This is a genomic window from Streptomyces sp. NPDC015139, from assembly GCF_043079785.1.
Taxonomy (GTDB): domain Bacteria; phylum Actinomycetota; class Actinomycetes; order Streptomycetales; family Streptomycetaceae; genus Streptomyces; species Streptomyces albidocamelliae.
In genome coordinates, this window is sequence record NZ_JBIBUW010000016.1 from 63,023 (window position 1) to 88,239 (window position 25,217).

Consider the following 25,217-nt stretch of genomic DNA (forward strand, 5'->3'; position numbering starts at 1 on the left):
AGGGCAGGCCGCAGGGCCGGGACGGCGCCCACCGCCCACCGCCCACTTCCCGCCGCCCGCCCGGGAAAAGAACGCGGCCCGCGTGGCGTCAGCGGTCGTCGGCCCCCGGGTCGCCGTGGGCGGTGTCGTCGGGGGCGGTGTCGTTCGGTCCCAGCCGTACGCAGCACTCCCCCGGGGTCGGGGCGAGGACGGCCTCGACCCCGCTGACCTCGAGGCCGTCGAGGTACCCGCTGAGGAAGGCCTGGTTCATCCCGCAGACCAGGGCCGGAGCCTTCGCGGCCAGTGGGTGGAAGGGGCAGTTGCGCAGCCGCAGCCGGGTGGGGGTCTCCCGGACGGGCTCGTAGCCGTACGCGTCGAGCAGGCCCTCGCAGGCGGTCAGCCCACGCTCCGGGCCCAGACGGCCCGGGCGGGTCTCCTCCCGTGCGGCCGCGCCCAGCTCATGGCCACGCCGCCCGGCGGTCCGTACCGCGGCCTGCTCCGCCTTCTCGTCCGCGCCCTCGGTCAGCACGGCCTCCAGGAGAAGGTCCGCCAGGAGTTCGTGGCGCCGGTCGGGGATGCTCACCGTGATCTGCGCGCCGGTGGGCTCGTACACCTTCGGCTGCCGGCCGACCTTGCGGATCCCGCCGGGCGACTCGTACCGCGCGCGCAGCAGGCCCGCGTCGACGAGCTTGTCGAGGTGGAAGGCGGCGAGCTTGCGGGAGATGCCGACGCTGGCGGCGGCCTCGTCACGGGTGACAGCGCGGCGAGCGCGCCGGATGAAGGCGAACATGCGTCGCCGCGAGTCCTCGCTCAGGACGCTGACGGAGTCGATGGCGCTCTCGGCCGCGTCGGCCCGCACAGTCGGATCGGAAGCCACAGGACCACGGTAACTCCCACCGGCCTGGGCACAAGCCCTGCCCCAGCCTCGTGCCGTGCGCGTCTTGACGCCTCTCCGTAATAAGACCAAGATTTGTTGGTGAAACTACGTAGGAGGTTGCGATGGCCGACGAAACACGGCTTCCTTCGAAGCGCCCGGTCAGTGCGCTGCTCGCCGGGCCCTACGGCCACCCGTTCCACCCGATCCTGGTGACCGTGCCGATCGGGGCCTGGGTGACCAGCCTGGTGTTCGACATCGCGTCGCACGTCGTGCACCGTCCGGAATTCCTGACCCACTCCTCGCAGTGGTTGATCGCGGTCGGGGTGATCGGTGCCCTGCTCGCGGCCACCGTCGGTTTCCTCGACCTGTTCGCGATCCCCGCCGGCACCCCCGCGTTCCGTACCGGCTTGGTGCACATGACGCTGAACCTGCTGGTGACCGCCGCCTACGCCGGCAACTTCCTGTGGCGGTACGGCGCCCACGCCGACGGAGGAGGGGTCGGGGCCGGGCAGCTGGTCCTGTCGGCACTCAGCGTGGCGGCGCTCGGCGTCTCGGGTTTCCTGGGCGGCAAGCTCGCGTACCGCTACGGCGTCCGCGTGGCCGACGAGCGCACCCAGGCCGAGGGCTTCACCCCCGACCCCGGCCGGACGAGCACCCGTTCCAGCGTGTGAGCCGGCCGGCTCCCCTCCTGCGGCCGGTGCCCGCCGGCCGTGTCCGACCCCCACTTCCTTCTGGGAGCACCTCATGGACATCGCAGCACTGATCGCCTGGGTGGTCACCGCCCTCGGCGGCTTCTACATGCTCGGAACCTGGGTCCAGCGCGGCGGGATCCGGCAGCAGCGGACCGGCACCAGTCGTCTGCCCGCCCCGGCCGTCCTGGGCCACTTCGCCCTGGCCGCGATCGGACTGGTGGTGTGGATCGTCTACGTCGTGGCCGACGAGGCCGCCCTCGCCTGGACCGCCTTCGTCCTGCTGCTGCCGGTGGCGCTCCTCGGCTTCGTGATGCTGGCGCGCTGGATTCCCGTCCACCGTGCACCGGCCACCGGCGCGGGGCCGCACGTCACCGCGGCGGCCGCAAACGCGGATGACGCCGTCCCCGCCGAACGGCACTTCCCGGTGCCGGTCGTGGTGGCACACGGCCTGTTCGCCGTCGCCACCCTCCTCCTGGTCCTGCTCACCGCCCTGGGCGTGGGAGGCAGCTGACATGACCGAGCACCTCCACCCCGCCACCGCCCGGACAGTCCCGCTCGACGACCAGGAGAAGGCCACCGCACGGCCCGCCCTGCGCGTCGTCCACGAGACCGCCGGGATCGACATCGCGGCCGCCGAGGCGGCCGCCGGCCGGTTCCTCGACGCCCTCGGCATCTCCACCGCCTCCGAGAGCCTGCGGGGCACGCCGGGGCGGATGGCCCGCGCGTACGCCGAACTGTTCGCACCCCGCTCCTTCGACCTGACGACGTTCCCCAACGACGAGGGCTACGACGAGCTCGTCCTGGCCCGCCGTATCCCGGTCCGAACCGTCTGCGAGCACCATCTCCTGCCGATCGTCGGTACCGCCCACGTCGGCTACCTGCCCGGCACCCGCATCCTGGGGCTGTCCAAGCTGGCCCGCGTCGTCGAGCATTTCGCCTGCCGCCCCCAGGTCCAGGAACGCCTGACCAAGCAGGTGGCCGACTGGTTGCAGACCCATCTGGAGCCGAAGGGTGTCGGCGTGGTCATCGAGGCCGAGCACTCCTGCATGACCTTGCGCGGTGTCCGGGCCACCGGGTCCAGCACCATGACCTCCACCCTCCTCGGAATCCTCCGCTCCGACGCGCGGTCCCGCGGCGAGTTCCTCGCGCTCACCGGCGCCGCCCACTGACGGGGAGAGCCCGGTGTCGGACCGGGCCCCCCACACCGCCGTGCAAGGGGGCCCAGGAGCGCGCCGCCTCCCGTGCATCCCTCATGGCAGCGGGCGCTCGGACGGGTAGGTCGCCCCGTCCCCTCACCCGTAGTTCCGTGACGACCTGAACGCCGGATGCATCCGACGGGGAACCCGTTTTCGCAGCGCCGCCGCGTCGGGCGACGGCCCGCACTCGTCTGAGACCAGCCCGGACCGCCCGTCCACCAAGATCGCCGGACGGCACGGCTGGTTCTTTCGCGACGGCTGGGCATACGAGGGGTGAAGGCGTGGGAGGACAGAGCCGGGCGCCCGGCGGACACGGCGCCGAGGTCACGGGCTCGACATCCAGGAGGCGAGGGCATGACGGGGCAGGACGAGGCGGATGTTCCCGAGGTTCGGTCCGAGGCGATACCCGCCGGCCAGATCACCCTGGAGGCCATCGGCGTCGCCGCCTACGCCGTGGACGACCAGGGCCGTATCGTCGCCGCCAACACCAGCGCCGCACGGCTGCTCGGCCGACGCACCGACGAACTGATCGGCCAGGACGCCCATGACCTGCTGCACCGCGGCCCTTCGGGGCAGTCGCTGCCCGCGACGCAGTGCAGTATGCGGCAGGCGTTCCACGCCGGACGTCCGGCACAGGCCGACGAGGACTACTTCGCCCATGGCGACGGGTCTCTGCTGCCCATCTCCTGGATGATCACCCCGTACGCCATGGGCGATCACGGAACCGGCGCGCTCGTGGTCTTCCACGGCCTCGACAAGGCGCACGGCACCGGACCGGGCGCGGACCAAGCCGCCGAATCGCTGACCGACCTGGAACGGCTGTCCCTGCTCGCCGAGACCACCACGCGACTGACCTCCACTCTCGACGTCGACGAGGCGCTGCGCCGACTGGTGGCACTGGTCCTGCCCCGCCTGGCGGACTGGGTCGTCATCGATCTGATCACCGAGGCCGACGAGGTGTGGCGGACCTCGGTGGTGCAGGCGGACGGTGACGTTCTGGTGCGGCACGAGGACCTCCAGGGACCGATGCCGCCGATTCCGGAGGAGTCGCCGATGCCGCTGTCCCGTGCCCTGCGCGGGGTCGCCTCCACCCTGGCCGGACCCGAGACCTACCGGGGCGCCCCGGACTCCGGCATCGCGGTCGAACAGCGCCGGCTGTTCGAGGCCACCGGCATCCACTCGGCGGCCATCGCGCCCATCCGCAGCACCCGGGACGTCCTGGGTGCCCTGACGCTGGGCCGCGCCCGGAGGCCGGGACACTTCACCGTCGCCGACCTGTCCCTGCTGGAGGACATCGCCCGCCGGGCCGCCCTCGCGCTGGACAACGCCCGCCTCTACCAACGCCAGCGAGCGGTCGCCGAGACGCTGCAGAAGCACCTGCTGCCCCAGATGCCGCGCGTGCCCGGGCTCCAGTTGACCGTCCGCTATCTGCCCGCTCCGGACGCCTCACAGGTCGGTGGCGACTGGTACGACGCCTTCACCCTGTCCGACGGGGCCACCGCGCTGGCCATCGGAGACGTCGTCGGCCACGATCTGGAGGCCGCGGCGGGCATGGCTCAGGTGCGCAACATGCTGCGTGCCTACGCCTGGTCCCAGCAGGACACGCCCAGCCGGGTCACCGAGCGGCTCGACGAGGCGATCCACCACATCACCGACGTGGCCATGGCCACCCTGATCTTCGCCCGCCTCGCCCAGACCGCCGACGGACACTGGCGACTGTCCTGGACCAACGCGGGCCACCCCCCACCGCTGCTCGTCACCCACGACGGGCTGGCGGACTACCTCACCGACGGCCACGGCCTGCTGCTGGGCACCGGGGTCCACCTGCCCCGCCCGGACGCCACCACCGTGCTGCCACCCGGCTCGACCCTGCTGCTGTACACCGACGGTCTCATCGAAGCGCCCGGCGAGCCCCTCGACGAGGGCCTGCGCCGACTGCGGCAACACGCCGCCGCCCTCGCCCACCGCCGCCTGCCGTCCTTCACCGACCAGCTCCTGCGCCGTGTCCGCCCGCCGGGCCACGACGACGTCGCGCTCCTCGCCCTGCGCATCCCTCCACGAAGCGGTGCGGGCGACGGCTGAACGGCGTGCCTCCGGCGGGCGGGCGGTGCCTCACGGCCGGCCGGAGCGCGCACCCGGGTCGGTGAGCAGCTCACGCGCCCCGATGAGGTCGAGCAGCCTTCCGACCGCGGGGCCGGCGGCGGAGACGGTGAGGGTCTTGTGCTGCCGGAGGGCTTGCCGCCGCAGGTCCAGCAGGACGTTCAGACCCGCACAGTCGCAGAAGTCGAGTCTGCTGAGGTCCAGGTCGAGGCCCTCGGCCGAACCGGTCAGCGCCCGGTGCAGCGCTGGGTGCAGCTGGCGCCCGGCGTTCAGGTCGAGCTCGCCGCGGACCGTCGCACGTGTCCGTGGCCCGACGGAAGTGTACGAGACGACCAGCCGGCCCGGTGGCAGGGGACCGGGGCCGCTTCCTCCGTCTCGCGGGAGACAACCTCGCGTTATGAGGGACTTGTGGTACTCGGCCGGCTTCTGCATGGCTCCCTCCGACATCTGGTGGCCAGATTCCCCGGGAGCCAAAATACGTCACCCAATGCGCGAAATAAAGTACGTGTTTTTGAATGCGTGAACCGCGGACCCTTAGACTTGGCGGCATGGACGGAGTGCCCGAGCCACACAGCGGATGGACCTTTCTGACCAACCATGCCCGCGTACTCGCGGCCATCGCGGACGACCACAACGCGCGCATCCGCGACATCGCCGCGCACTGCCGGCTCACCGACCGCGCGGTGCAGAAGATCATCAGCGATCTGGAGCAGGACGGGTACCTCTCCCACACCCGCGAGGGCCGGTCCAACACCTACCGGATCGACCCCGGCAAGATCCTCCGCCACCCGGCGGAGGCCGGGCTGGGACTGACCGTCGCCTCGCTCCTGTCCCTGCTCGCCCATGACGAGGCCGGCCGGACGGCGCCGTCCGACGAGGGGGAGGCGGGCGCATGACCGACATCGGGACGATCACGGTGCCGGGCCGGTTGCGGGGCTATCCGGGGGTGGCGTACGGCGGGTACGTGGCGGGAGTCCTCGCCGGGCGCGCGCCGGCCAAGACCGTACGGGTGGACTTCCGGCGGCCGACGCCGGTGGAGGTGCCGGTGGAACTCACCGGGACCGACGACGGCGGCGCCGTACTGACCGGCGCGGACGGCCTGCTCGCGGTCGCGACGCCCGACGAGGTGCGCCTCGACATCCCCGAACCGCCCTCCTGGGACGAGGCGTACGCGGCGGCCGAGGCGTACCGCGCGGCTCCGCCGGCAGGCGCCGTGGACTGCTTCGGATGCGGACTCGACCGTACGCCCGACACCGGGCTGCGCCAGCACTGCGGAGTGGTACCGGGACGGGATCTCGTGGCCACCGCCTGGACCGCCGGACCGGCGCTCGCCGGCGCCGAGGGGGAGCTGCGGCCGGAACTGGTGTGGGGGGCGCTCGACTGCCCCGGGAACGCTGCGGGCCGACTGCTCGGCAGCATGCGGGAGGGGGCGGTGACGGCGTCACTCACCGCGCAACTGCTCCGGCCGGTGCCGGTGTCGGCGCGGCTGATCTCGTACGCGTGGGTCGTCTCGGAGGAGGGGCGCAAGCATCGGATGGGCGTCGCCCTGACCACGGCGGCGGGCGACCTCTGCGCCCACGCCTCGGCGCTGTGGGTGGACCCCCGGTAGCGCTCCCGGCCCGCACCGCGACCACGAAGGCGTCCCCCGCGTGCGCAGGCTCGTCACGAGTCGGCAACGACCCCCCGTCCGCCGCAACTGGTCCTGGCCTGAAATCATCCGTCTCTGCGACAGGCATCAGCCTGACAGAGGCTGCGACCAGCAGGAGCAGAAGGGGGCCACCGTGGCCAGAAACAGACAGAACGTCCGCCGGAGACCCATCGCCGTTCTCCATCGGACCGTGGTGAGCGCGTCCGCCATCGCCGTCCTGGCGTTGACGCTCACGGCCTGCGATGGAGACGGCGGCACGGACACCTCTTCGGCCGGCGGCCCCACCGCGACGGCCGAGCCGGCGGCGGACGGTACGAAGACCGGCTCCACCACGGCCGGCGCGAAGCCCGCCGCGACACCGACCAAGGCGCCGGGCAGCGCCAAGTCGCCGTCCGCGGCCGCCACTCCGGCACCCGCCGAGCCGGCCGCCCCGAGTGCCGCGGACGGCACCAGCGGATGCGACCACAAGATGCCCATCTCCCCCGACGAGATCGCGGTCTACCGCTACACCCCCGAGGGCGGTTCCCTCGGCCTGATCGTCAAGTACGGCAACTGGGGCTGTGCTCCCGCCGATTCCGACGGCGCGCCGTTCGAGACCGTGGGCAAGGAGGTCTACCTGCCCATGGACCAGGCCGCCTACGTCACCGCCACCGACCCCATCGTCGCCGGCACGGAGAATCAGCACATCGGGGTCCAGGAATTCCTCGACTGGCTCGAAGCGCACCCCGACAGCGGGCTGGTCTTCAAGTACCACCTGGGCGACGACGGAGCGATCGACCACCTCGACGAGGTGTTCACGCCCTGACCGACGGGCCCGTCACCGCCTTGCCGGACCGCGTATAGCCGGTCCGGCGGGCGCACACCCGGCAGCCGGCGCGCACCCGGGCGAGCCTGGCCAGGTGCGTCACGCGCGCCGCTTGCCGTCCAGCGCCGTCACCAGCTCCGACAGGCCGTCACCGCCCACGATGAGGGCCAAGTGGTCGTGGTAGTCGCGGCTTTCGACGATCAGACCGTCACGGACGCGCAGCACCTGGATGTTGGCGGCCTCGAAGGTCCGCCCGGTCACCCGGTGGTGGACCCGGTAGTCCCACTCGGCGACGACCACCTCGGGGTCGTCGGTCTCCCGCACCACCACGTTCGTCGCGGACAGTTCGAGAGGCGAGTGCGCGGCCACCATGGCGAACCGCTCCATGAGCACGGCTCGCCCCTCGAAGCGGCGCGGCCCGACAGGCTCGAAGACGGTCTCCACCACGACGTTCTCGGCGTACAGCTCGGCCAGCTCGGAGAACCGTCCGTCGGTGATGCCCTCGAGCAGCTTGTGGAACACTTCGCGCGGTGACCGCGTTTCGGACATGACAAACCCCCGGGTCGGCAAACCGTCTCTGGAATCGGACTGGCTACTCCGTTTTCGACGATACGGACTGCCAACTCCGTTTGTCCAGCCTGCGGTTGAAGCCGATCAGCGCGCTGTTGAAGCCGACGAGAAGAGGTGGGAACGATGGGCGACGCTCAACGGCCCCCGCGCCCGATGCGGGCCGACGCCGCCCGCAACCGGGCCCGCCTGCTGGACGTCGCCACCGAGGTGTTCACCACCCGGGGCGTTGGCGTGCCGACCGAGGAGATCGCCCGGGCCGCCGGGGTCGGAGTCGGCACCCTCTTCCGGCACTTCCCGACCAAGGAAGCACTGCTGGAAGCGGTGATGGTGCGCCGGCTGGAGACGATGGCGGCCCGCACCGAGCGGCTGACCACCGGGTCCGCACCCGCGGAGGCGTTCTTCGACTGCTTCCGTCTGCTCGTCGAACAGTCCGTGGGCAAGAGCGACTTCGTGGAGGCGCTGGCCGCGGCCGGGGTGGACGTCCGATCGGCTCTGCGGGAGTCGAGTGCGGCGATCCGGGATCGGCTGGGCGAACTGCTGACCGGAGCCCAGCGGGCCGGGGCGGTCCGCCCGGAGCTGAGCCTGCCGGAGCTGCTCGCCCTGCTGGCCGGCATCGGCAGGGCGATGGAGCAGCTCGGAGCGGACCCCGCCGGACAGGAGCGGATCTTCGAGGTGGTCTTCGCGGGGCTTCGTCCGCACTGACGAACTACGGGGCTTCGGCCGCACTGACGAACCACGGTGAGCGGCCGGCCCGCGGGCCCGGGCCCCGGTCCCGGCTCACCGGTGGACGTCCTCCGCCACGGTCCTGGTCTCACCGCCGGGGTGCTGCCCGGCGGCCACCGGTAGCGCGCCACCCGCCAGCCGCAGGACGCCGAACGCCACGAGTCCGGCCGCGCCACCGAAGGTGAGGGCGGCCGGCACGTTCTCACCGAGCTTCGAGAACAGATACACGGGACCCCACACGGTGACGGTGTCGTCCATCGCCATGTGCAGGAGCTGGCTCGCCAGCAGGCCGAGCACGGTGGCGCAGACCGCGCCGACCGCCATCGCGGGGGCCGTGGTGCGGGTGAGCAGGCCGGGCAGCACCCGCAGCGCCCACCACACCACCGCCAGCATGACCACGTCCGCCGCCCGGTACAGCAGCCAGTGGCCGAGCGGCGTGGTCGACGGGCCCGTCCAGCCGCCCAGCAGCAGCCACTGTCGCAGCAGGTCTCCGGGCTCGGACAGCAGCCCCGAGCCGCCGGCCGAGGTCTGGATCCGGGCCGCCACCGACTCGTACGACAGGATCACCAGCGAGAACGCGATCACCGCGGTCCCGGCGCTCGCCGCCAGACGAGCGGCGCGCGGCGGGGCACTCCGCCGGGGCACGGGATCGGTGCCCTTGGCGGTGAGCCGCGCTGCGACCACGGTGAGCACGGAGGCCAGCAACGCGGCGAACACCACGACCGGCCCGCTCGATGCGGTCACACTCGCCAGCTGCGGCAGGACCCGGAAGCTGCCGCGTCCCATGGAGGCGATCAGCCAGGGCGCGGAGACCGTCACCGCCAGCGTTCCGGCCACCGGCCCCCAGGCCCACAGCGCGAGCAGCGTGGCCGGCGTACGGCCCCGCGTCGGCGGAATCCTGCGGAGCAGAAGCAGCGCGCCCGCCAGGAAGAACGCGAAGACCGCCACGTACCTGATCTGCATGGCGGTGCGGTACAGATCGGCGTACTGGGTGCTTGCGGTCCAGGTCGTCTCCGTGGACCCGCCGGACGGCGGCATGTCCCGGGACGGGTACGCCCAGGGCGCCAGCCAGCGTCGCAGTTCGCTCGCGGACTGGGCGTCGAACACGGTACCGGTTCCGGGCAGTTGCAGTGCTCGCGTGCTGGCCCCCGCCCACCACAACAGCAGTGTGATCAGCAGTCCCCCGACCAGTGCCGGTATCACCGCGCGCCGGTACGTCATGTGCTCTCCCCCGCCCAGGCCCCGAGGTGCCCCTCCGGCCGGCTCTCCAGACATCATGGCGGGCATTCTGCCGGTTCCCGGCCGGCCTTGCCTGAGTACACCTACTCAGGCGACACCACTCCCCCGGCCGAACGGCCGGGCCTTTCGCCCGACGGTGCACCCGCGGCGCTCGCGGCGTCCGACCGTCGGGCGGGGCCCGGACACGCCGTGCCGGGCGCGAAACCGGCCCCGCCCGCCGTTAGGGCGTGCCGTTCGTGAGGCATACGTCGACTGACGGCTGCGTGATCCGGCGAACTGGTGGATGAGGACGACACATGCGCGACATCTTCGGCGTGGGCGGGCACCGCTCCGCAGCCCGCGCACCCCTGCGTGGGCGGGTCGCGGTCGTGACCGGAGCCGCGCGCGGGGTCGGTGCGGCTCTGGCGCGGCAGCTGTCCGACGCCGGCATGCGCCTCGCTCTGCTGGGACGCGAGGAGGAGACCCTCCGCCGGACGGCGGACTCCCTGCCGAACCGGAGCATGTGTGTGGAGGCCGATGTCACCGACCGCGCCGCGCTGGCGGCCGCCGCCCGGCGGGTGGCCGACGAACTGGGCCCGGCCGACGTGGTCGTGGCCAACGCCGGCATCGCCGCGGGCGGCCCGTTCGCCGACACTCCGGCGGAGCTGTGGGAGCGGGTCGTCGACGTCAATCTCGTCGGATCCGCAAACACGGCCCGGGCATTCCTCCCCCAACTCGCGGCCAGGCACGGCTACTTCCTCCAGATCGCCTCCACCGCCGCCTTCGGCTCCGCTCCCATGATGAGTGCCTACTGCGCCTCCAAGGCCGGCGCGGAATCCTTCGCCCAGGCCCTGCGCGGCGAGGTCGAGCCCGACCGGATCGCCGTCGGTGTCGCCTACCTCCACTGGACCGGCACCGACATGGTCGCCGGCATCGACGAGCATCCCGTGCTCAAGGCCCTGCGCCGCCACCAGCCCGGCTTCGCCCGCCGCGTCCACGCACCGGAGCAGGTGGCCGAGTGGCTGACCGCCGGCATCGCCCGGCGCGCCCCCTACATCTACGCACCGCCGTGGCTGCGTTGGTGCCAGCCCCTGCGGCCGTTCTTCCCGGCCGTGGTCGCCCGGGTCGCGCGACGCGAACTGCGCACCCGCTCCCGCACCGAACTCGCGGCCGATGTGAGCGTGTTGGGCGAGGGCGGCCGGGCCGACTGGGACTCCTACCGGTCGACGACGCGCCCGCCCACCGAGCCCTAGGGCAGGTGCGGGGCCACACATGTCCCGGGGTGGGAGTACGGCCACCGGGACCACTGGGATAGCGTCCCTCTCACTCCGAACGAGTGAGAGGGACGTTGTGCGGGTGCAGGCGCGCGGGCGAAAGGCCCGCCGGTGGATCGTCTTCGGGACGATCGCGTTCGGGTCGGTGTTCCTGGTCATCGGACTTGTCCTCGCGGTGCAGTCGATCTCGCTGTTGAGCGACGCGAAGCGCGCCCAGGGAACGGTGGTCGACCTGGACTGGCGGAAGGACCACAGCAGTTCCTCCCGGCGGAACCGGAGCGACGACCGGCCCGCGGCGTACCCGGTGGTCGAGTTCACACCGGCGCAAGGCACGCCGACGCGGTTCCGCAGCTCCACGGGGGCCAACCCGCCCTCGTACGAGGTGGGTGAGCGGGTCGAGGTGCTCTACCGCGCGGACGCCCCCGAGGACGCGCGGATCAACGGGTTCGCCTCTCTCTGGCTGCTGCCGCTCGTCTTCGGCGGGCTCGGGCTGCTGGCGGCGGGGATCGGCACGGTCGTCGCGCTGGTGACGCGCAGACGGAGCTAGTGCCGGTCGCGGGGAGGCGTTCGCACCGGCCGACGGCACAACGAAACGAAGACGGAGGAAGACCTTGTCGTTCCTGTCCTTGGCGCCCGAGGACCTGTTCCCCGGGGAACACGTCGTCCTGCAGAAGAACGCCAACGCGGTGATCGACGTGCGGGAGTCGGGACTCTCCCGGTTCGCCTTCGACGACCTGATGTGGCTGGTCGGCATGGACGGCAAGGAAGCCATCGGCGGCCGCGCCTTCCTCACCAACTACCGGCTGGTGTTCAAGGCACACTCGGTCAACCGTATGCGCGGCTCGTTCAGCGTCTTCCTCCCGTCCGTCCTCGACGTCCGCAACAGCTCCGTCGCCGTCACGCGGAAGGCGACGCTCACCACGGCTCTGCAGGAGTTGACCCTGGTGCTGTGGGGGGTGCCCCGCTTCATCGACGCGGTGCGCACCGCCTGCACCACGCTCGGTGCCGACCAAGTGCGGCAGCTCATACCCTGGTGCTGGCCGAACCGTGGAAGGCAGGTGACGGGCTGAAGACCGCCGTACGCCTGGAGCAGCTCAACAGGGTGCTGAACATGGCGCGAGGCGGGGCGGAGTTCGACGCCGAGCGGCTGGCCGCGGCGGTCGCCGGACTGATCGACGGCAGCTGCGGGCGTACGGACACCGCGGTCGTCCTCGGCGTGGTCGACCTCCTGCGCAGCGCGTACCGCGGCGGCCTCTAGGCCACCGGGCCACCGGGCCACCGGGCCGTGATCGGCCGCGGGTCACCACAGCACTCCGAAGATCATCACGACGCCGACGAACAGCCAGAACAAGGACCCGAGGATCAGCACGACGACCCGGCCCAGCACGAACGGCAGCCAGTCCGCGTGTATGGCCCGCCAGGACGCCTGCGGGTCGTACAGCACGTGGATGCGCTGCCGGTTCCGCTTGCAGGAGTACGTACGGTCGTCGCCCTCGACGGTCGTGTACCGGTACACGACGTTCTTCTTGCCCTCCCTGCCGACGGCCTCGGCGAGAACGGTGATGCCGCGCCGGGCCAGCACGATCCGGCGGAAGGCCTCCTGCACGCCCGTGAACAGCATGGCGGCGCCGAACAGGAGGGGCAGCAGACCGATGATCACTCCGACCACCCGCGCTCCGTGCGAGCGGGCCACCCACACCGCGTACCCGATGTAGCCGAGCGACAGAAGGGCGAGCAGGCCCCCGATGACGTAGAGGCCCGGGTCGCGCGGCGCGCTGGTGTCGGTGACCACGGCGCGGCTGGACGGGTCCCGTTTCTCGGGCAGTACGGCGCTCAGGGCATCGACGAAGGCGGTGGTGGCCGTCGGGTTGTCTCCCTCGACGCGGTGGACCGTACCGTCGGTGAGCACGATCTCGACGGTCCGGGCCTCCGCGGCCCGGACGGCCTCGATCGCGGGAAGCGGTATGTCGACCTGTTGGCCGGAGCGGGTGATGCGGACGCCGTCCGAGTCGAACTTCGCGCTGGAGCGACGGCCGGTGAGAATCTGCGACATGATCGAATGACGATCGGGATCGGCCGAAGGTTGTCCTGGTCCCGCACGGAACTTTCCCTGCCCGCGTTCGAGTTCGCCGCCATCCGGGGGACACCGCCGCCCGTCGCCCGCCCGCCCCTCGGAACTCACGCCGACACTGGTGCATCGCGGCTCCGCCGCAGGCACACGGGGCCCCTTCCGACGAGGGGTGGGAAGGAGTTGCAGTGGAGGGCGGGCACTACGGCGAAGACCTCTTCCCCCCTGACCGGGCCGGGGAGGCCGAGCGTATCGACTACGGCGCCCTGGCCTACGACGCGGTGAGCCGGGCACGCCTGGCCGCCCTGGGCGTCGGCCCCGGGTGGCGCTGCCTCGACGTGGGCGCCGGCACCGGGACGATCAGCCGCTGGCTGGCCGAGGAGGCCGGTGCCGACGAGGTGCTGGCCCTCGACCGCGACCCCCGATTCGTGCGCCCCGCCCAGGACAGCGTGCTGCGGACGATGGCCGGGGACATCACCGACCCGGCGCTGGACCCGGGCCGGTTCGACCTGGTCCACTGCCGATTCGTCCTGATGCACCTGCCCCAGCACGCGGAGGTGCTGGCGCGCCTGGCCGGCTGGGTGGCCCCGGGCGGCTGGCTGGTCGTCGGTGACGCCCTCGACCTGACCACGGCCGACTCGCCCCACACCGCCTACCGACGAGTTATGGAGGCGATGTGGCAGGTGCTGCGGGACACGATCGGAACCGACGTCACCTGGATGACGGACTATCCCCACATCCTGAGCCGGCTGGGGCTGGCCGACGTCGGCGCCGAGGTCGTCCTGCCCCCGCTGACCGTCGACGCCCCCATCACCGCGTTCTGGAAGAACACCTGGCTGAGCATGCGCGACGCCCTCGAACAGGGCGGCGCGCTGACAGCCAGCGAACTGGACGACGCGCTGGACTACCTCTCCTCGCCCTCGCTCGCCGACCTCTCCCCCGGCCTGATCACCGCCTGGGGCCGCCGGCCCGGACCGTGAACCGCGGCCGCTGCGGCTCCTGCCTGGGCGTTCAGTACCAGCTGTGCCGGCTCGCGTCGGCCCCGCCCGTGCCCAGCAGGTTCTTCAGGAACCGGCCCGGTGCTTCGAGGAACTCGCGGGTCAGACGGACGGGGAGAGCCTGCTCGAAAGCGACCCGCTCCAGTCCGCCGTCGTCGGAGATCTCCAGGATGGTCGCGCCCGGGAGGGCGAGGAGCACCGGCGAGTGGGTGGCCACCAGGAGCTGGCTGCCCTGCGCGGCGAGTTCGTGCATACGCGCCAGAAGGGCGAGGCAGCTCTGGACGGAGAGGGCGGCCTCCGGCTCGTCCAGCAGATACAGTCCCGAGGGTCCGAAGCGGTGGGTGGCCAGATCGAGGAACGCCTCTCCATGGGAGCGCTCGTGCGGGGACACTCCGCCGTAGGCCGGCAGCAGCGGCCGTCCTCCGGCCGCGTCGAGCCGTTCGATCTCGCTGGCCACGTTGTAGTAGGACTCCGCCCGCAGGAAGAAGTCGGTACGCGGCTTGCGGACGTCCCAGGCCAGGATCAGGTGCTCACCCAGCTCGGATTCGGTGGCGCGGGTGGCGAACCTGAAGTTGCGGCTGCCGCCCTCCGGGTTGAACCCGGCGGCCACGGCGATCCCTTCGATCAGCGTCGACTTGCCGGCACCGTTCTCCCCCACCAGGAACGTGACCCCCGGCGGCAGGGTGAGCGCCCCGGAACGCGCCAGCCGCCGCACGGCGGGAAGGCTGAAAGGGTAGCGGCGGTCGTCGACGCCCGGGGCCAGCCGGATCTGCCGGATGAACCTGCCGGGAGCGGACGCCATCGGGAACACACCACACTTCACGGGCCGGGGTCGTGCTTCGCCGTCACGCTACAGCCCCTCCCGCACCCACGGGGTGCGCGGCTCAGTCACGCAGGGTCCTGGTGAGTACGGAGCCGAGCACGATGAGGGACAGACCGCCCCAGGTGTTCTCGAAGACGAGGACGGCGATCCCCACCGGCACGAGCAGGCCGGCCAGGGGCAGCAGCAGGCCGGAGAGCCGGGGCTCCTCGGCGACCGGTTCCCCGCGCTCCCGCAGGACCCGGGCACGGACCACCTTCGGGTACCAGTCGGTGAAGCGGATGGCCGCCACGATGGCCAGGATCTGGATGATCCAACCGGTCCAGAGGTCGTTCGGATCGTGCAGGACGATGTCGCCGTAGGCTCCCGACACGGCGGCCACCAGGAACGCCAGGCCCCACACGCCGGTGATGACGTGGTTGGTGCGCAGGAACTCGGGTGTGTGCCAGTGGGCGGGATCGACCTGTTCGCGGGCGTACTGGAGCGTGAACGGCATCCCCACGGCCATCGATCCGAACGCGATCACCACGAGGGCGATGTTGGACACCTCTCCGGCGTACGTCTCCAGCCAGCGCAGCGTGCCCTGGTCGGCCAGCGCGCCGACGACGGCGAGCCCGGCGAAGAAGACCAGGTCGGACACTTCGAGGATCTTCCAGGAGCTGCCCCGGTTCATCAGCCTGCCGGCCGCGACGAGAACGACGGTGCAGGCCAGGGCCAGGGCGACCGCGATCTCGAACCGGCCCGGTCCGACCACCAGGGAGAAGACGATCCAGGGGGACATCCCGACGATCGGGCTCTCCAGGACGCGGTTCATGCCGGTCGCGCCGTGCGGAGTGTCGCTGTCGTTCACGCCGTTGCGTTCAGGACTCGAGGAACGCCAGGATGTCGGGGCTACCCATTGCCGTACCTCCGCTCGACCGCGCGTACCTCGGTGGTGGCTGAGTGATCGGACGCGCGCAACCGGCGAATGCGCGCGTGGGGGCGCGAGATCATTCGCGGGACTTCGTTCCCGCATCACGCTACGCGAGGGCCGAGGGCGCTGCATCTTCGCACCGCGCGGCCGGTCACCAGGTCGGGATGAAGCCACCGTCGATGATCACGTCACTTCCGGTGATGTTGCGCGAGAGGTCACCGGCGAGGAAGAGGATCACGTCGGCGACCTCCTCCGGGCTGGAGAAACGGCCCGTGACGGTCGAGGCGGCGGCCTGCGCGACCACGTCGCGCGGCTTGACGCCGGCGGCCGCGGAGATGGTCTCCGCGACACCTCCCTCGGCCAGCCAGAGGTCCGTCTGCACCGGACCGGGACTGACGGTGTTGACGCGAATGCCTTGCGGACCGACCTCCTTCGACAGGGCCTTGGAGAAGGCCACCACCGCGGCCTTGGAAGCGCTGTAGTCGATCACCATGGGGTCGGGCAGGGTCGCGTTGACGGAGGCGACCGTGACGATCGAACCCTGCCGGGCCTCCGCCATGAGCGGCAGGGCGGCACGGGTCACCCGTACGGTGCTGAGCAGGTTGATGTCGAGGACGTGCTGCCAGTCGTCGTCGGTCACGGACAGGAAGCCGCCGGTGCGGGCCGGCGCGGCGCCCACGTTGTTCACCAGGACGTCGACGCGGCCCTGTGCCGCCTCGACGAGTTGCTGGGCCCCCGTCGGCGTGCCGAGGTCCACGGGCACCCAGGTGACCGTGCCCTGCTCGACCAGGGCGTCGAGTTCGCGGGTGGAGGTGCGGGAGCCGGCGACGACCGTGGCCCCGGCGCGGGCGAGGGCGCCGACGGCGGCCAGTCCGATGCCCTTGCTGGCCCCCGTGACGACGGCGGTGCGTCCGTCCAGGCGGGAGTTCATGGGTGCTCCTTACGACGGCGGCGCGAGGGCGCGGTGAACCCGAGAGGTAGGTACCAGCCTGCGACGCCGTCACCTGTCACGGCGAGTCGAGCGCGGCCGGCGTGTCGAGCCAGGGCGCGTCCGGCGGAGGCGTGGTCGCCGACACTGGACAGGACCTGCCCGGTCGCGGCGATGCCCTGGTGGACGAGCCGGTCGAGGTGGGCGGTGACGGCGGCACGGGACTGCGGCTCCCGATGCCGGAGCCGCTCGCCGAAGGTGACGGGAGGCGCGGGAACGCAACGATACGTGGCAACCCAGGGTTGATGTGGGCCGCGACCAACCGGCCACGCCGGGTCCGGTCAGGTGCTCCCCCACCGGGCAAGCGCGCGCAGCGCGGGGCCTCGTCCTCGGTCCGGTACCGTCCAGAGTGTCTGCCCCCGCACTCCCCACCGTTCCAGCAGGGCGTTCGCGGCGAGGAACCCGCTCGTGGCCGCGCGTTCCATCAGGGCCACCGGCAGGTCCGTGCGGACGAGGTCGCCCGCCAGGACGAGTCCGGGTTCGGGTGTGCGTACGGTCGGCCGGTCGAGGTAGCCGCCCACGGGGAACAGCGGGCAGTCCTCCCGCCATTCGTGGCGGACGTCGACCGTGCCGGCTTCGCGGGTCTCCGGATACACGCGGTGCAGCTGCTCGATCAGCCGCTTCTCCTCGACGTCGCGCGCGGCGTCCGGCCGTACCGCGTACGCGTGGAGTTCGACGAGCGAACCACCGGTCCGCGCCGCCCATCGGGCCGCGTCGTCCTCGTAGCGCTCCAGGACGCTGATGTTGTCCAGGCCTCCGTACCCGCTGGTGCCGAGGAAGCCGGGCCGGTCACGGCGTACGGGCCGGTCCAGCCAGAGGCGGGTGACGAGGAACGGCGGGGCGTTGCGCAGGCGTCGGACGCTCTCGCGCCACTGGCGGTCGCCGAGACCCTCCGAGCTGCCGATGAGGGAGCGCAGGCCCGAGGTGTCGAGTGCGAGCACGACGGTGTCGTGACGCCGTTCCCCGCCCGCGGCGGTGAGCATGTAGCCGCCGTCCGGGGTGGGCGTGATGTTCTCGACGGGTGTGCCGGTCCGTACGTCGGCGCCGTGCCGCCGCACGTAGTCGGCCAGCGGTTCCCACAGGGCCGCCGGGAACGGGGCGCGGGGGACGTCGAACAGCAGTCCCTCGGCGGAGCCGAGGAAGTAGATGTGGAACATCAGGACCATCTCCGCCGCCGACAGCTGCCGCGGGTCGGCGAAGAAGCTGCGGGAGAAGACCTCGAAGGCCAGGTGGCGGGCCGTCGGGGGAAAGCGGACGGCTTCGAGGAAGTCGTGGGCGCTGGTGCGGTCGAGGCGCGCGTACACCTCGGGGACGCGAACGTCCAGCAGGGGAAGGGCCGCGACCGGGTCCATCGCGCGCAGGTCCCGCAGGCCGAAGGACGGGCTGAGTGCGACGAAGCCGAGCGCGGACCACGGCGGGGTGCGCGGGACGTGGCGGAAGCTGTCGCGCATGCCGTCGCTGTGCCGCAGCGGGTAGTCCGGGAGCCCGGTGAGGCGTTCGAGCCGGGGGTCGGTGCGGCGCAGCAGACCGCGGAGGTTGTAGTACTGGCGGAAGAAGGCGTGGAAGCCGCGGCTCATGGTGGTGGAGGAGCCGTCCGCGAGGTCGATCGGCCATCCGCCGGCGCGTCCGCCCAGGTAGGGCTCACGCTCGTACAGGGTCACCGCCACCCCCCGTTCGGCCAGTGCCGTGGCCGCGGCCAGTCCGGCGATGCCCCCTCCCACGACGGCGGTCGTGGGGCGGGGGCCGGTGACGCGCGCGGTGCCCGGACGTGCCGGCAGCAGGCGGGCGCGGCGATCGCGGCCGCGGCGGGAGCCGTCGGGCCGGCGGGCGGCGTTCATCGCGCCTCCCGGCGGGTCCGGCCGACGCGGTCGTCGCACGTCCGGCCGCGTACCGGGGGCGCGGCGGCCGCTCGTCCCGTGGCCCGACCGGCGCGGTTCATCGCGCCTCCCTCGGCACCGAGTCGGCGCGCCGGGCGACGAAGGTGTGCGCGATGCCCGTCTGCCAGCCCGGCAGCGGAAGCGTCCTGACCTGTTCGAAGTGCGCGGCACGCAGCCGTTCGGCGAACCGGTGTGCGGTGTCGAACTCGACGACGCTGCGCCACAGATGACGGTAGAGCCCGCCGTCTCCGAGCACGCTCGCCACGGGCTGGACGATGCCCCGGCAGACCGCTGTCCACACCGCGCGGTCGACGGGCCGGCCGCTGAGCGTGTACTCGTGCACTCCGAGCCGTCCGCCCGGCGCCAACAGCGCGCTCACCGTGCTCAGTACGGCGTCGGGGTCGGCGAGGTTGCGGAAGAGGTAGGCGGCGAAGACGGCGTCGAAGGGGCCCCGCACACCGGCCTGGGCCAGGCGCTCCGCCGGCGCGTGCACGAAGGACACATCGGCCGCCCAGGGCTTGGCCGCGGCGCGTTCCAGCATGCCGGCGGAGGCGTCGACGGCGGTGATGTCGGCGGCCGGCAGCGCGGACCGCAGCGCGGCGGTCGAGGCACCGGTGCCGCAGCCGAGGTCCAGCACGCGCAGCCCTTCGCCGTGTCCGGGCAGGCCGAGTCGGCGCACCGAACGGCGCAGGTGCGCGTGGTATCCGGGGTTGGCGGCCACCAGCGTGTCGTAGCTGCGGGCGGCATGGTCGAACGCCGTGGCGAGGCTCTCGTCGTGCAGCAGGGTCATACGGTCTCCAGGAAGGCGGGGTGCGCGGAGGAGGTCAGGGCTGGTCGAAGGGGCGGCGGGGCAGGACGGGCAGTTCCAGCGCGGATCGGAGCATGGGACCGACCGGCGTGCGCAGGCCGATGGTCAGGTCCTCGGTCAGGCGGGTTCGACCGTCGAGGAAACGCAGGAGGCGGTTCATGGGCAGGCTCGCGAAGAGCCGCGAGAAGAGCGCCGGGCCGTCGACCCGACCGCTGTCCAGGGCTCGCAGCAGTACGGCGTCCATGGCCCGGGAGCGTGCGGAGTGGGCGGGTGGCGGGACGGGACGGCGGCCCCGTCGCAGGGCGGCCGCGATCGACCGTGTCTGCCGCTGGAGTCCGGCGAAGGTGTACCCGGTGGACGGGCGGGTGGCGCCGCCCGCGGTGCCGATGCGGAAGACGGACTGCCCCACCTGTCGCGCGACCGGGCCGTCCGTCATCGGGATGACTCCGGTCTCGGTCGAGACCACCTCGATCTCGCCGAGCCGCAGGACGTCCTCGGCGTAGTGCCGTACGGCGTCCTCGTAGCCCTCCGCCGTCAGGACGCGCGGGGAGAACTCGGTGTACTCCACCAGGGCTTCGCGGGGGCTCATGGGCAGCACGTAGCCGAAGGAGAGGCCCTGGTCGGGCTGGGGGGTGCGAAAGTCCATCAGCTCCGCGGTGTCGCGGTCGAAGACGGGCTGGTCCGTGCGGACGAACCAGCCGTGGAAGTGCTGGAGCAGGGTCGTGCGGGCGGCCGGGACGCTGTGCAGGGGGCGCGAGTCGAACACCCATCGGGCGTGCAGGACGCCCGGCCGTCCGTCGGCCGTCCGGAAGCGGATCTGGGCTCCCCCGCTGACGTCCTCCACCGTTTCGACGGTCGCCTCCCGGCGCCGCACGTTGGGGCTGAGCCGCAGGTCACGGTCGACGAGGGCTTCGAAGTCGGTGGACCGGATCAGCTTGTAGCGCAAGGGGGAGATGTCCCCGGTGACGGGCGCGCCGGTCGACGGGCGCACCCGGAGGGACCGCCAGCTGGCGGTGACGGCGGCTTCGAAGCGGTTCATGCCGCTCTCCCAGAAGCACCACGTCCGCCGCGGGGGGCGCAGTGGTCCGGGAGGGGCGTCCAGCAGGACCACCGAGGGCATGCGTCGGCCGGGCAGGTGCCCCGACAGACGGTGTGCCAGGGAGAGGCCGGCCGCCCCCGCCCCGACGATCGCCACATCCGTCCGCTCCACGACGGCTGCCTCCCTCTGCTGTTGCGGCCCGCTTCTGTGATCGCGCACCTGGCCGATGTTCCCGCCCGTGTGCCCCTTCGGATGCGGGTCACTCGAATGCGACAGGCGATCGTCGCCGAGTCGGGCGAGTCTGGAGGGAATGTCATGCGCCGTCCGCCCGCCGTGCTTCGGCTCCCCTTCCGCATCCGTTCACGGGTCGCGGAGCGAATGCCTGCTCAACGGAGCTGTCCGCGATCAGGACGAAAGGAACCGCGATGCGTCCGACACAGGCGACGGACCACCATGAGGCCGGGGCGCCGCCCGCCTTCCGACTGGTCGCCCTGGCTCGCTCGCCCGTCCGGGTACGCTCCGGCGGTCCCGGTGGGTCGGAAGGCTCCCACGGGTCTCCCGAGTCCGACGCCGCGTGGGGCGGGCCGTCCGCCGACCGCCCGGATACGGATCGACGCGGTGGGCGGGACGGGTTCGCGGGGGCCCGTGCCGCCGACCGGGATGTGCGCGCGGCCGTGAGTCGCGTCCTGGATCAGGAACTGGCCGAACGGCTGGAGCGGTCCCGGGCCGTGGACCCGGTCTTCGCGGACGACCTCGCCCTGAGGGTCGCGCACTTCACCCAGCGGGGTGGCAAGCGTGTCCGCTCGCAGTTGCTGTGGTGGGCCATGCGCGCCTGCGGCGGCGGTGACGACACGTCGGCCGTGGCGGCCCTGCGGCTGGGAGCCGCGGTGGAACTCCTGCAGACCTGCGCGCTCGTCCAGGACGACGTGATGGACCGTTCGCCCCGGCGCCGGGGCAGGCCGGCGCTGCACGCCGACATCGGTGCCCAGTACGGCGCGGCCGTCGCGCCGGAGCGTGCCGGGCGGTTCGGGGAGGCGGCGGCGGTCCTCGCCGGGGATCTCGCTCTCGCCTGGGCCGACGACCTGGTCGCCGGGACGGCGCTGCCGGCCGGTACCGGGCACCTGGTGCGGCGGCTCTGGGGAGATCTGCGGACGGAGATGGTGGCGGGCCAGTACCTCGACCTCAAGGGGCAGATCACGGGCTCCCGCTCACTGCCGCGGGCGCTGCGCTCCGCCTGCCTCAAGAGCGCGTTGTACTCGGTGGAGCGCCCGTTGGCGCTGGGTGCGGCGCTGGCGGGGGCCGACGAGGCCACGACGGGCGCGCTGTGCTCGGCCGGCCGCCGTATCGGCATGGCCTTCCAACTGCGGGACGACGTCGGCGACGTCTTCTTGGACGGCGAGGGGACCGGCAGGCCGGCGGGCGGGGACATCCGCGAGGGCAAGTCGACGTGTCTGACGGCACTGGCCCGGGCCCGGGCGGAAGCGGCCGGGGATCGCCTCGCCCTGACGGTGCTGGAGCGGGCGCTCGGCAAACACGATCTGTCGCCGGCGGACCTCGAGGAGGTGCGCGACATCCTGCGGCGCACGGGGGCGCTGGCGACCGTCGAGGCGAAGGCCGAGCGACTCGTCGCTCAGGGCCTGCGCCGTTTCGACGCCGTCCCCCTCGACCCCGCGGGCGCGGGCCGGCTGAGGGATCTCCTCCTGGCCGCGGCGGGCGGCACGCCGCTCGGTCCGGCCGGCCGGCCCGAGGGAGCCCCGGCGAACCGTCCGGGCGCCCGTGCGCAGGGAGCCCCGTCGAACGGCGCGACCGCCGACCCGCACCCGTCCGCGGCGAGCACTTCGGCCGGCCGCCCGCACGCGTCGCCGCCCGACGGTCCGGCCGCGTCCACGACGACGGGTCCGGCCACCCGCGCCACGGCCCCCGCACCGCATCACGGCACGCCCCTGTCCCTGGTCGCCTCGCACTCGGAGGACTCCCGCGCATGAACCGCGTCCTGCCCGGCCGCAGCGATCACGTCGTCGTCGTGGGCGCGGGACTCTCCGGACTGTCGGCCGCCCTGCATCTGCTCGGCGCGGGCCGCCGCGTCACCCTGGTCGAGCGTGACCCCCTGCCCGGCGGGCGTGCCGGGCGGCTGGACCTCGCGGGCTACCGCCTGGACACCGGTCCCACCGTGCTGACCATGCCCGAACTCGCCGACGAGGCCTTCGCGGCGGTCGGCGACAGCCTGTACGACCGGGTCGACCTGATCCCCCTGCACCCGGCCTACCGTGCCCTGTTCGCCGACGGCAGCTCCCTGGACGTGCACACCGAGGGCGAGGCCATGGCCGCGGAGGTGGAGCGCTTCGCGGGCAGCGCGGAAGCGGCGGGCTACCGGCGACTGCGGGCGTGGCTGGAACGGCTCTACCGGGTACAGATCCGCCGCTTCATCGACGCCAACTTCGACTCCCCGCTGGCCCTGCTCAACGGCGACCTCGCACGACTGGCGGCACTCGGCGGGTTCGGCAGGCTGGACGCGCGCATCGGCCACTTCCTGCGCGACGAACGGCTGCGCCGGGTGTTCTCCTTCCAGGCCCTGTACGCGGGGGTGCCGCCGGCCCGGGCACTGGCGGCGTACGCGGTCATCGCCTACATGGACACCGTCGCCGGCGTGTACTTCCCCCGGGGCGGCATGCACGCGCTGCCGCGGGCCATGGCGGACGCCGCCGCCGACGCGGGCGCCGATCTGCGCTTCGGGCAACGGGTGACACGACTCGAACGCTCCGGAGAGCGGGTCACGGCGGTCGTCACCGACGAGGGGCGGATCCCGTGCGACGCCGTCGTCCTCACTCCGGACCTGCCCGTCGTCTACGGTCTGCTGGGCCATCGGCCCCGGCGCCCCCTGCGGCTGCGCCACTCCCCCTCGGCCGTGGTGCTGCACCTCGGCACCGACCGCACCTGGCCCCGACTCGCCCACCACACCATCTCCTTCGGCCGGGCCTGGCGCAGCACCTTCGACGAACTGACCCGCCAGGGCACCCTGATGAGCGATCCCTCGCTGCTCATCACCCGGCCCACCGCCACCGATCCCGGGCTCGCGCCATCGGGCCGGCACCTGCACTACATCCTCGCGCCCTGCCCCAACACCGACCTGGGACCCGGCGCACGGGCCTGGACGGACCTCGCACCTCGCTACCGTGCCCATCTCCTACGGGAGTTGGAGCGACGTGGCCTCGACGGCATCGGGGCCGCCATCGAGGAGGAGTGCCTCGTCACCCCGGCCGACTGGCATGCGCAGGGCCATGCGGCCGGCACCCCGTTCTCGGCCGCCCACACCTTCGCGCAGACCGGCCCGTTCCGCCCGCGCAACCTGGTGCGCGGCACGGAGAACGCCGTCCTGGCCGGCTGCGGCACCACCCCGGGTGTCGGCGTACCGACCGTGCTGCTGTCGGGAAAGCTGGCCGCGGCACGGATCACCGGCGTCGCCCGGCCCGGCTCCGCCTCCCCGCGCACGTCGTCGCGCGCGTCGTCCTCGCGGCCCGCACCGGGGTCGTCACCGCACCCGCCACCGCCGCCCGCCTCGTCGCCGTGCACGAAGGAGACCGCCGTATGACCACCCGTGAACTCTCGGCGGCAGGCATCACGGACGAGACGCTGCGCGAGGCCTACCGCCGATGCCGGGCACTCAACGCGCGCCACGGCAAGACGTACTTCCTCGCCACCCGGCTCCTGCCGATCGAGCGCAGGCCCGCCGTGCACGCCCTGTACGGCTTCGCCCGCTGGGCGGACGACATCGTGGACTCCCTCGACCCGGACTTCGACGCCGGCCGGCGGGTGGCGGCGCTGGCCACGCTGCGGGAGAGCCTCGCCGACGGACTGCGCAGCGGGCGCAGCCGCGAACCGGTCGTGCTCGCCCTGGCCGACACCGCTCGCCGCTACGACATCCCCCACCGGCACTTCGGCGACTTCATGGCCGCCATGAGCGCCGACCTGGTGGTCACCGACTACCCCACGTACGCCGACCTGCGCGGCTACATGCACGGTTCCGCGGCCGTCATCGGACTCCAGATGCTCCCGGTCCTGGGAACCGTCGTGCCCCGTGCGGAGGCCGCGCCGCACGCGGCCGCCCTGGGCGTGGCCTTCCAGTTGAGCAACTTCCTGCGGGACGTGGGCGAGGACCTCGACCGGGGCCGGGTGTACCTGCCCGCCGACCTGCTCGACTCCCACGGGGTCGACAGGGCGCTGCTCCACTGGAGCCGGGACACCGGCCGTACCGATCCGCGTGTCACCGCCGCGCTGAAGGAGTTCGAGGCGCTGACCCGGGGCGTGTACCGCGAGGCGCTCCCGGGTCTCGCCATGCTGGATCCCGTGTCCAGGCCGTGCATTCGTACCGCGTTCGTCCTGTACAGCGGCATCCTCGACGCCGTCGCCCGGGACGGGTACACGGTGCTGCACCGCCGGGCCGTGGTGCCGCGCCGACGACGCGCGGTGGTCGCCGCCGACGGGCTCTTGAGGGTGATCGCGGCCCGGCTGCGCGCACGCGAGGACGCCCGCCGCACCCACCGCTCCGCCTGCGCGGTGCCGGTACCGCCGACCGCCGTGTCCACGGAGTCCGTACGACCGCACGCACATCAGGAGGTCGCGTGAA

At 72.7% G+C, this 25,217-nt stretch carries 27 protein-coding genes; 16 read left to right on the plus strand and 11 right to left on the minus strand.

Annotated features, from left to right (window positions below):
* Positions 1-88: 88 nt before the first annotated feature.
* Positions 89-856 carry a helix-turn-helix transcriptional regulator gene (locus ACF08B_RS32960; protein ID WP_392320732.1) on the minus strand — a complete coding sequence of 256 codons (768 nt, stop codon included), beginning with the start codon at positions 854-856 and terminating at the stop codon, positions 89-91.
* Between the two features lie 122 nt (positions 857-978).
* Here ACF08B_RS32960 and ACF08B_RS32965 point away from each other — a divergent pair, with 122 nt between their 5' ends.
* The 4 genes from ACF08B_RS32965 to ACF08B_RS32980 all read left to right on the plus strand — a co-directional run bounded on the left by ACF08B_RS32965 (position 979) and on the right by ACF08B_RS32980 (position 4,826).
* Positions 979-1,527 (plus strand): DUF2231 domain-containing protein, encoded by a 549-nt coding sequence (locus ACF08B_RS32965; RefSeq protein ID WP_392320733.1) that lies wholly within the window; start codon positions 979-981, stop codon positions 1,525-1,527.
* Between the two features lie 73 nt (positions 1,528-1,600).
* Entirely contained in the window at positions 1,601-2,059 is a 459-nt protein-coding gene (locus tag ACF08B_RS32970) for a hypothetical protein (protein WP_392320734.1), read from the plus strand.
* 1 nt (position 2,060) lies between these two features.
* The gene (folE, locus tag ACF08B_RS32975; RefSeq protein ID WP_392320735.1) at positions 2,061-2,717 is read left to right on the plus strand and encodes a GTP cyclohydrolase I FolE; all 657 of its coding nucleotides are present in this window, start codon (positions 2,061-2,063) and stop codon (positions 2,715-2,717) included.
* A gap of 381 nt (positions 2,718-3,098) precedes the next feature.
* Positions 3,099-4,826 (plus strand): SpoIIE family protein phosphatase, encoded by a 1,728-nt coding sequence (locus tag ACF08B_RS32980; RefSeq protein WP_392320736.1) that lies wholly within the window; start codon positions 3,099-3,101, stop codon positions 4,824-4,826.
* 30 nt (positions 4,827-4,856) lie between these two features.
* On the opposite strand, the gene ACF08B_RS32985 is transcribed toward ACF08B_RS32980, so the two are convergent.
* Complete coding sequence (locus tag ACF08B_RS32985) at positions 4,857-5,276, minus strand: STAS domain-containing protein (protein WP_392320737.1); 420 nt, start codon at positions 5,274-5,276, stop codon at positions 4,857-4,859.
* Between the two features lie 116 nt (positions 5,277-5,392).
* Between ACF08B_RS32985 and ACF08B_RS32990 the strand changes: the two genes are divergently transcribed.
* From ACF08B_RS32990 to ACF08B_RS33000, 3 genes are all read left to right on the plus strand, one after another.
* On the plus strand, positions 5,393-5,740 hold the full coding sequence (locus tag ACF08B_RS32990; protein ID WP_392320738.1) for a helix-turn-helix transcriptional regulator: 348 nt from the start codon (positions 5,393-5,395) through the stop codon (positions 5,738-5,740).
* Complete coding sequence (locus tag ACF08B_RS32995) at positions 5,737-6,453, plus strand: PaaI family thioesterase (RefSeq protein WP_392320739.1); 717 nt, start codon at positions 5,737-5,739, stop codon at positions 6,451-6,453. Before ACF08B_RS32990 ends, ACF08B_RS32995 begins: the two co-directional genes overlap by 4 nt.
* Positions 6,454-6,625: 172 nt before the next feature.
* A complete protein-coding gene (locus ACF08B_RS33000) occupies positions 6,626-7,297 on the plus strand; it encodes a hypothetical protein (RefSeq protein ID WP_392320740.1) in 672 nt (223 codons plus the stop codon).
* Positions 7,298-7,396: 99 nt separating this feature from the next.
* Here the strand turns inward: ACF08B_RS33000 and ACF08B_RS33005 are convergent, their stop codons facing one another.
* Positions 7,397-7,846 (minus strand): nuclear transport factor 2 family protein, encoded by a 450-nt coding sequence (locus tag ACF08B_RS33005; protein ID WP_392320741.1) that lies wholly within the window; start codon positions 7,844-7,846, stop codon positions 7,397-7,399.
* Positions 7,847-7,990: 144 nt separating this feature from the next.
* On the opposite strand from ACF08B_RS33005, the gene ACF08B_RS33010 reads away from it, so the two are divergent.
* Positions 7,991-8,569 carry a TetR/AcrR family transcriptional regulator gene (locus tag ACF08B_RS33010; RefSeq protein WP_392320742.1) on the plus strand — a complete coding sequence of 193 codons (579 nt, stop codon included), beginning with the start codon at positions 7,991-7,993 and terminating at the stop codon, positions 8,567-8,569.
* A 75-nt stretch (positions 8,570-8,644) separates the two neighbouring features.
* On the opposite strand, the gene ACF08B_RS33015 is transcribed toward ACF08B_RS33010, so the two are convergent.
* Entirely contained in the window at positions 8,645-9,811 is a 1,167-nt protein-coding gene (locus ACF08B_RS33015) for a hypothetical protein (protein ID WP_392320743.1), read from the minus strand.
* 314 nt (positions 9,812-10,125) lie between these two features.
* Here ACF08B_RS33015 and ACF08B_RS33020 point away from each other — a divergent pair, with 314 nt between their 5' ends.
* The 4 genes from ACF08B_RS33020 (at position 10,126) to ACF08B_RS33035 (ending at position 12,340) form a co-directional block, all read left to right on the plus strand.
* Positions 10,126-11,061, plus strand: a complete 936-nt coding sequence (locus ACF08B_RS33020) for an SDR family oxidoreductase (protein ID WP_392320744.1) — start codon at positions 10,126-10,128, stop codon at positions 11,059-11,061.
* 103 nt (positions 11,062-11,164) lie between these two features.
* Complete coding sequence (locus ACF08B_RS33025; RefSeq protein ID WP_392320745.1) at positions 11,165-11,629, plus strand: DUF3592 domain-containing protein; 465 nt, start codon at positions 11,165-11,167, stop codon at positions 11,627-11,629.
* Positions 11,630-11,693: 64 nt separating this feature from the next.
* Positions 11,694-12,152 (plus strand): hypothetical protein, encoded by a 459-nt coding sequence (locus tag ACF08B_RS33030; RefSeq protein ID WP_392320746.1) that lies wholly within the window; start codon positions 11,694-11,696, stop codon positions 12,150-12,152.
* Complete coding sequence (locus ACF08B_RS33035; protein WP_392320747.1) at positions 12,116-12,340, plus strand: hypothetical protein; 225 nt, start codon at positions 12,116-12,118, stop codon at positions 12,338-12,340. Before ACF08B_RS33030 ends, ACF08B_RS33035 begins: the two co-directional genes overlap by 37 nt.
* A gap of 42 nt (positions 12,341-12,382) precedes the next feature.
* Here the strand turns inward: ACF08B_RS33035 and ACF08B_RS33040 are convergent, their stop codons facing one another.
* Positions 12,383-13,135 carry a DUF3592 domain-containing protein gene (locus ACF08B_RS33040; protein WP_392320748.1) on the minus strand — a complete coding sequence of 251 codons (753 nt, stop codon included), beginning with the start codon at positions 13,133-13,135 and terminating at the stop codon, positions 12,383-12,385.
* A 203-nt stretch (positions 13,136-13,338) separates the two neighbouring features.
* Between ACF08B_RS33040 and ACF08B_RS33045 the strand changes: the two genes are divergently transcribed.
* Complete coding sequence (locus ACF08B_RS33045) at positions 13,339-14,130, plus strand: class I SAM-dependent methyltransferase (protein WP_392320749.1); 792 nt, start codon at positions 13,339-13,341, stop codon at positions 14,128-14,130.
* Positions 14,131-14,161: 31 nt separating this feature from the next.
* On the opposite strand, the gene ACF08B_RS33050 is transcribed toward ACF08B_RS33045, so the two are convergent.
* The 6 genes from ACF08B_RS33050 to ACF08B_RS33075 all read right to left on the minus strand — a co-directional run bounded on the left by ACF08B_RS33050 (position 14,162) and on the right by ACF08B_RS33075 (position 20,764).
* Positions 14,162-14,950, minus strand: coding sequence for an AAA family ATPase (locus ACF08B_RS33050; protein ID WP_392320750.1), 789 nt, complete (start codon positions 14,948-14,950; stop codon positions 14,162-14,164).
* An 82-nt stretch (positions 14,951-15,032) separates the two neighbouring features.
* A complete protein-coding gene (locus ACF08B_RS33055; protein ID WP_392320751.1) occupies positions 15,033-15,818 on the minus strand; it encodes a hypothetical protein in 786 nt (261 codons plus the stop codon).
* Between the two features lie 214 nt (positions 15,819-16,032).
* Positions 16,033-16,812, minus strand: coding sequence for an SDR family NAD(P)-dependent oxidoreductase (locus ACF08B_RS33060; RefSeq protein WP_392320752.1), 780 nt, complete (start codon positions 16,810-16,812; stop codon positions 16,033-16,035).
* A 338-nt stretch (positions 16,813-17,150) separates the two neighbouring features.
* Entirely contained in the window at positions 17,151-18,707 is a 1,557-nt protein-coding gene (locus ACF08B_RS33065) for an FAD-dependent oxidoreductase (RefSeq protein WP_392320753.1), read from the minus strand.
* A 97-nt stretch (positions 18,708-18,804) separates the two neighbouring features.
* Positions 18,805-19,536, minus strand: coding sequence for a methyltransferase domain-containing protein (locus tag ACF08B_RS33070; protein WP_392320754.1), 732 nt, complete (start codon positions 19,534-19,536; stop codon positions 18,805-18,807).
* Between the two features lie 34 nt (positions 19,537-19,570).
* Entirely contained in the window at positions 19,571-20,764 is a 1,194-nt protein-coding gene (locus ACF08B_RS33075; RefSeq protein ID WP_392320755.1) for a lycopene cyclase family protein, read from the minus strand.
* A gap of 503 nt (positions 20,765-21,267) precedes the next feature.
* Between ACF08B_RS33075 and ACF08B_RS33080 the strand changes: the two genes are divergently transcribed.
* Genes ACF08B_RS33080 through ACF08B_RS33090 form a run of 3 tightly spaced genes read left to right on the plus strand, consistent with a single transcriptional unit; the run spans position 21,268 to position 25,216 of the window.
* Positions 21,268-22,578 (plus strand): polyprenyl synthetase family protein, encoded by a 1,311-nt coding sequence (locus tag ACF08B_RS33080; protein WP_392320756.1) that lies wholly within the window; start codon positions 21,268-21,270, stop codon positions 22,576-22,578.
* Positions 22,575-24,182: a phytoene desaturase family protein gene (gene crtI, locus ACF08B_RS33085; protein ID WP_392320757.1), complete on the plus strand. Its 1,608-nt coding sequence runs from the start codon at positions 22,575-22,577 to the stop codon at positions 24,180-24,182. Before ACF08B_RS33080 ends, crtI begins: the two co-directional genes overlap by 4 nt.
* Positions 24,179-25,216: a phytoene/squalene synthase family protein gene (locus tag ACF08B_RS33090; protein WP_392320758.1), complete on the plus strand. Its 1,038-nt coding sequence runs from the start codon at positions 24,179-24,181 to the stop codon at positions 25,214-25,216. The genes crtI and ACF08B_RS33090 overlap by 4 nt, the downstream gene beginning before the upstream one ends.
* Position 25,217 lies beyond the last annotated feature (1 nt).

What these genes read in the sequence shown, in the direction of transcription:
- ACF08B_RS32970 (WP_392320734.1), top strand. Translation starts at nt 1,601, where the DNA reads ATGGACATCGCAGCACTGATCGCCTGGGTGGTCACCGCCCTCGGCGGC.
- ACF08B_RS33090 (WP_392320758.1), top strand. Translation starts at nt 24,179, where the DNA reads ATGACCACCCGTGAACTCTCGGCGGCAGGCATCACGGACGAGACGCTG.
- ACF08B_RS33005 (WP_392320741.1), bottom strand. Translation starts at nt 7,846, where the DNA reads ATGTCCGAAACGCGGTCACCGCGCGAAGTGTTCCACAAGCTGCTCGAG.
- ACF08B_RS32990 (WP_392320738.1), top strand. Translation starts at nt 5,393, where the DNA reads ATGGACGGAGTGCCCGAGCCACACAGCGGATGGACCTTTCTGACCAAC.
- ACF08B_RS33020 (WP_392320744.1), top strand. Translation starts at nt 10,126, where the DNA reads ATGCGCGACATCTTCGGCGTGGGCGGGCACCGCTCCGCAGCCCGCGCA.
- ACF08B_RS33065 (WP_392320753.1), bottom strand. Translation starts at nt 18,707, where the DNA reads ATGAACGCCGCCCGCCGGCCCGACGGCTCCCGCCGCGGCCGCGATCGC.
- ACF08B_RS33060 (WP_392320752.1), bottom strand. Translation starts at nt 16,812, where the DNA reads ATGAACTCCCGCCTGGACGGACGCACCGCCGTCGTCACGGGGGCCAGC.
- ACF08B_RS33050 (WP_392320750.1), bottom strand. Translation starts at nt 14,950, where the DNA reads ATGGCGTCCGCTCCCGGCAGGTTCATCCGGCAGATCCGGCTGGCCCCG.
- ACF08B_RS32965 (WP_392320733.1), top strand. Translation starts at nt 979, where the DNA reads ATGGCCGACGAAACACGGCTTCCTTCGAAGCGCCCGGTCAGTGCGCTG.
- folE (WP_392320735.1), top strand. Translation starts at nt 2,061, where the DNA reads ATGACCGAGCACCTCCACCCCGCCACCGCCCGGACAGTCCCGCTCGAC.
- crtI (WP_392320757.1), top strand. Translation starts at nt 22,575, where the DNA reads ATGAACCGCGTCCTGCCCGGCCGCAGCGATCACGTCGTCGTCGTGGGC.
- ACF08B_RS33070 (WP_392320754.1), bottom strand. Translation starts at nt 19,536, where the DNA reads ATGACCCTGCTGCACGACGAGAGCCTCGCCACGGCGTTCGACCATGCC.
- ACF08B_RS32995 (WP_392320739.1), top strand. Translation starts at nt 5,737, where the DNA reads ATGACCGACATCGGGACGATCACGGTGCCGGGCCGGTTGCGGGGCTAT.
- ACF08B_RS32985 (WP_392320737.1), bottom strand. Translation starts at nt 5,276, where the DNA reads ATGCAGAAGCCGGCCGAGTACCACAAGTCCCTCATAACGCGAGGTTGT.
- ACF08B_RS33010 (WP_392320742.1), top strand. Translation starts at nt 7,991, where the DNA reads ATGGGCGACGCTCAACGGCCCCCGCGCCCGATGCGGGCCGACGCCGCC.
- ACF08B_RS33015 (WP_392320743.1), bottom strand. Translation starts at nt 9,811, where the DNA reads ATGACGTACCGGCGCGCGGTGATACCGGCACTGGTCGGGGGACTGCTG.
- ACF08B_RS32980 (WP_392320736.1), top strand. Translation starts at nt 3,099, where the DNA reads ATGACGGGGCAGGACGAGGCGGATGTTCCCGAGGTTCGGTCCGAGGCG.
- ACF08B_RS33040 (WP_392320748.1), bottom strand. Translation starts at nt 13,135, where the DNA reads ATGTCGCAGATTCTCACCGGCCGTCGCTCCAGCGCGAAGTTCGACTCG.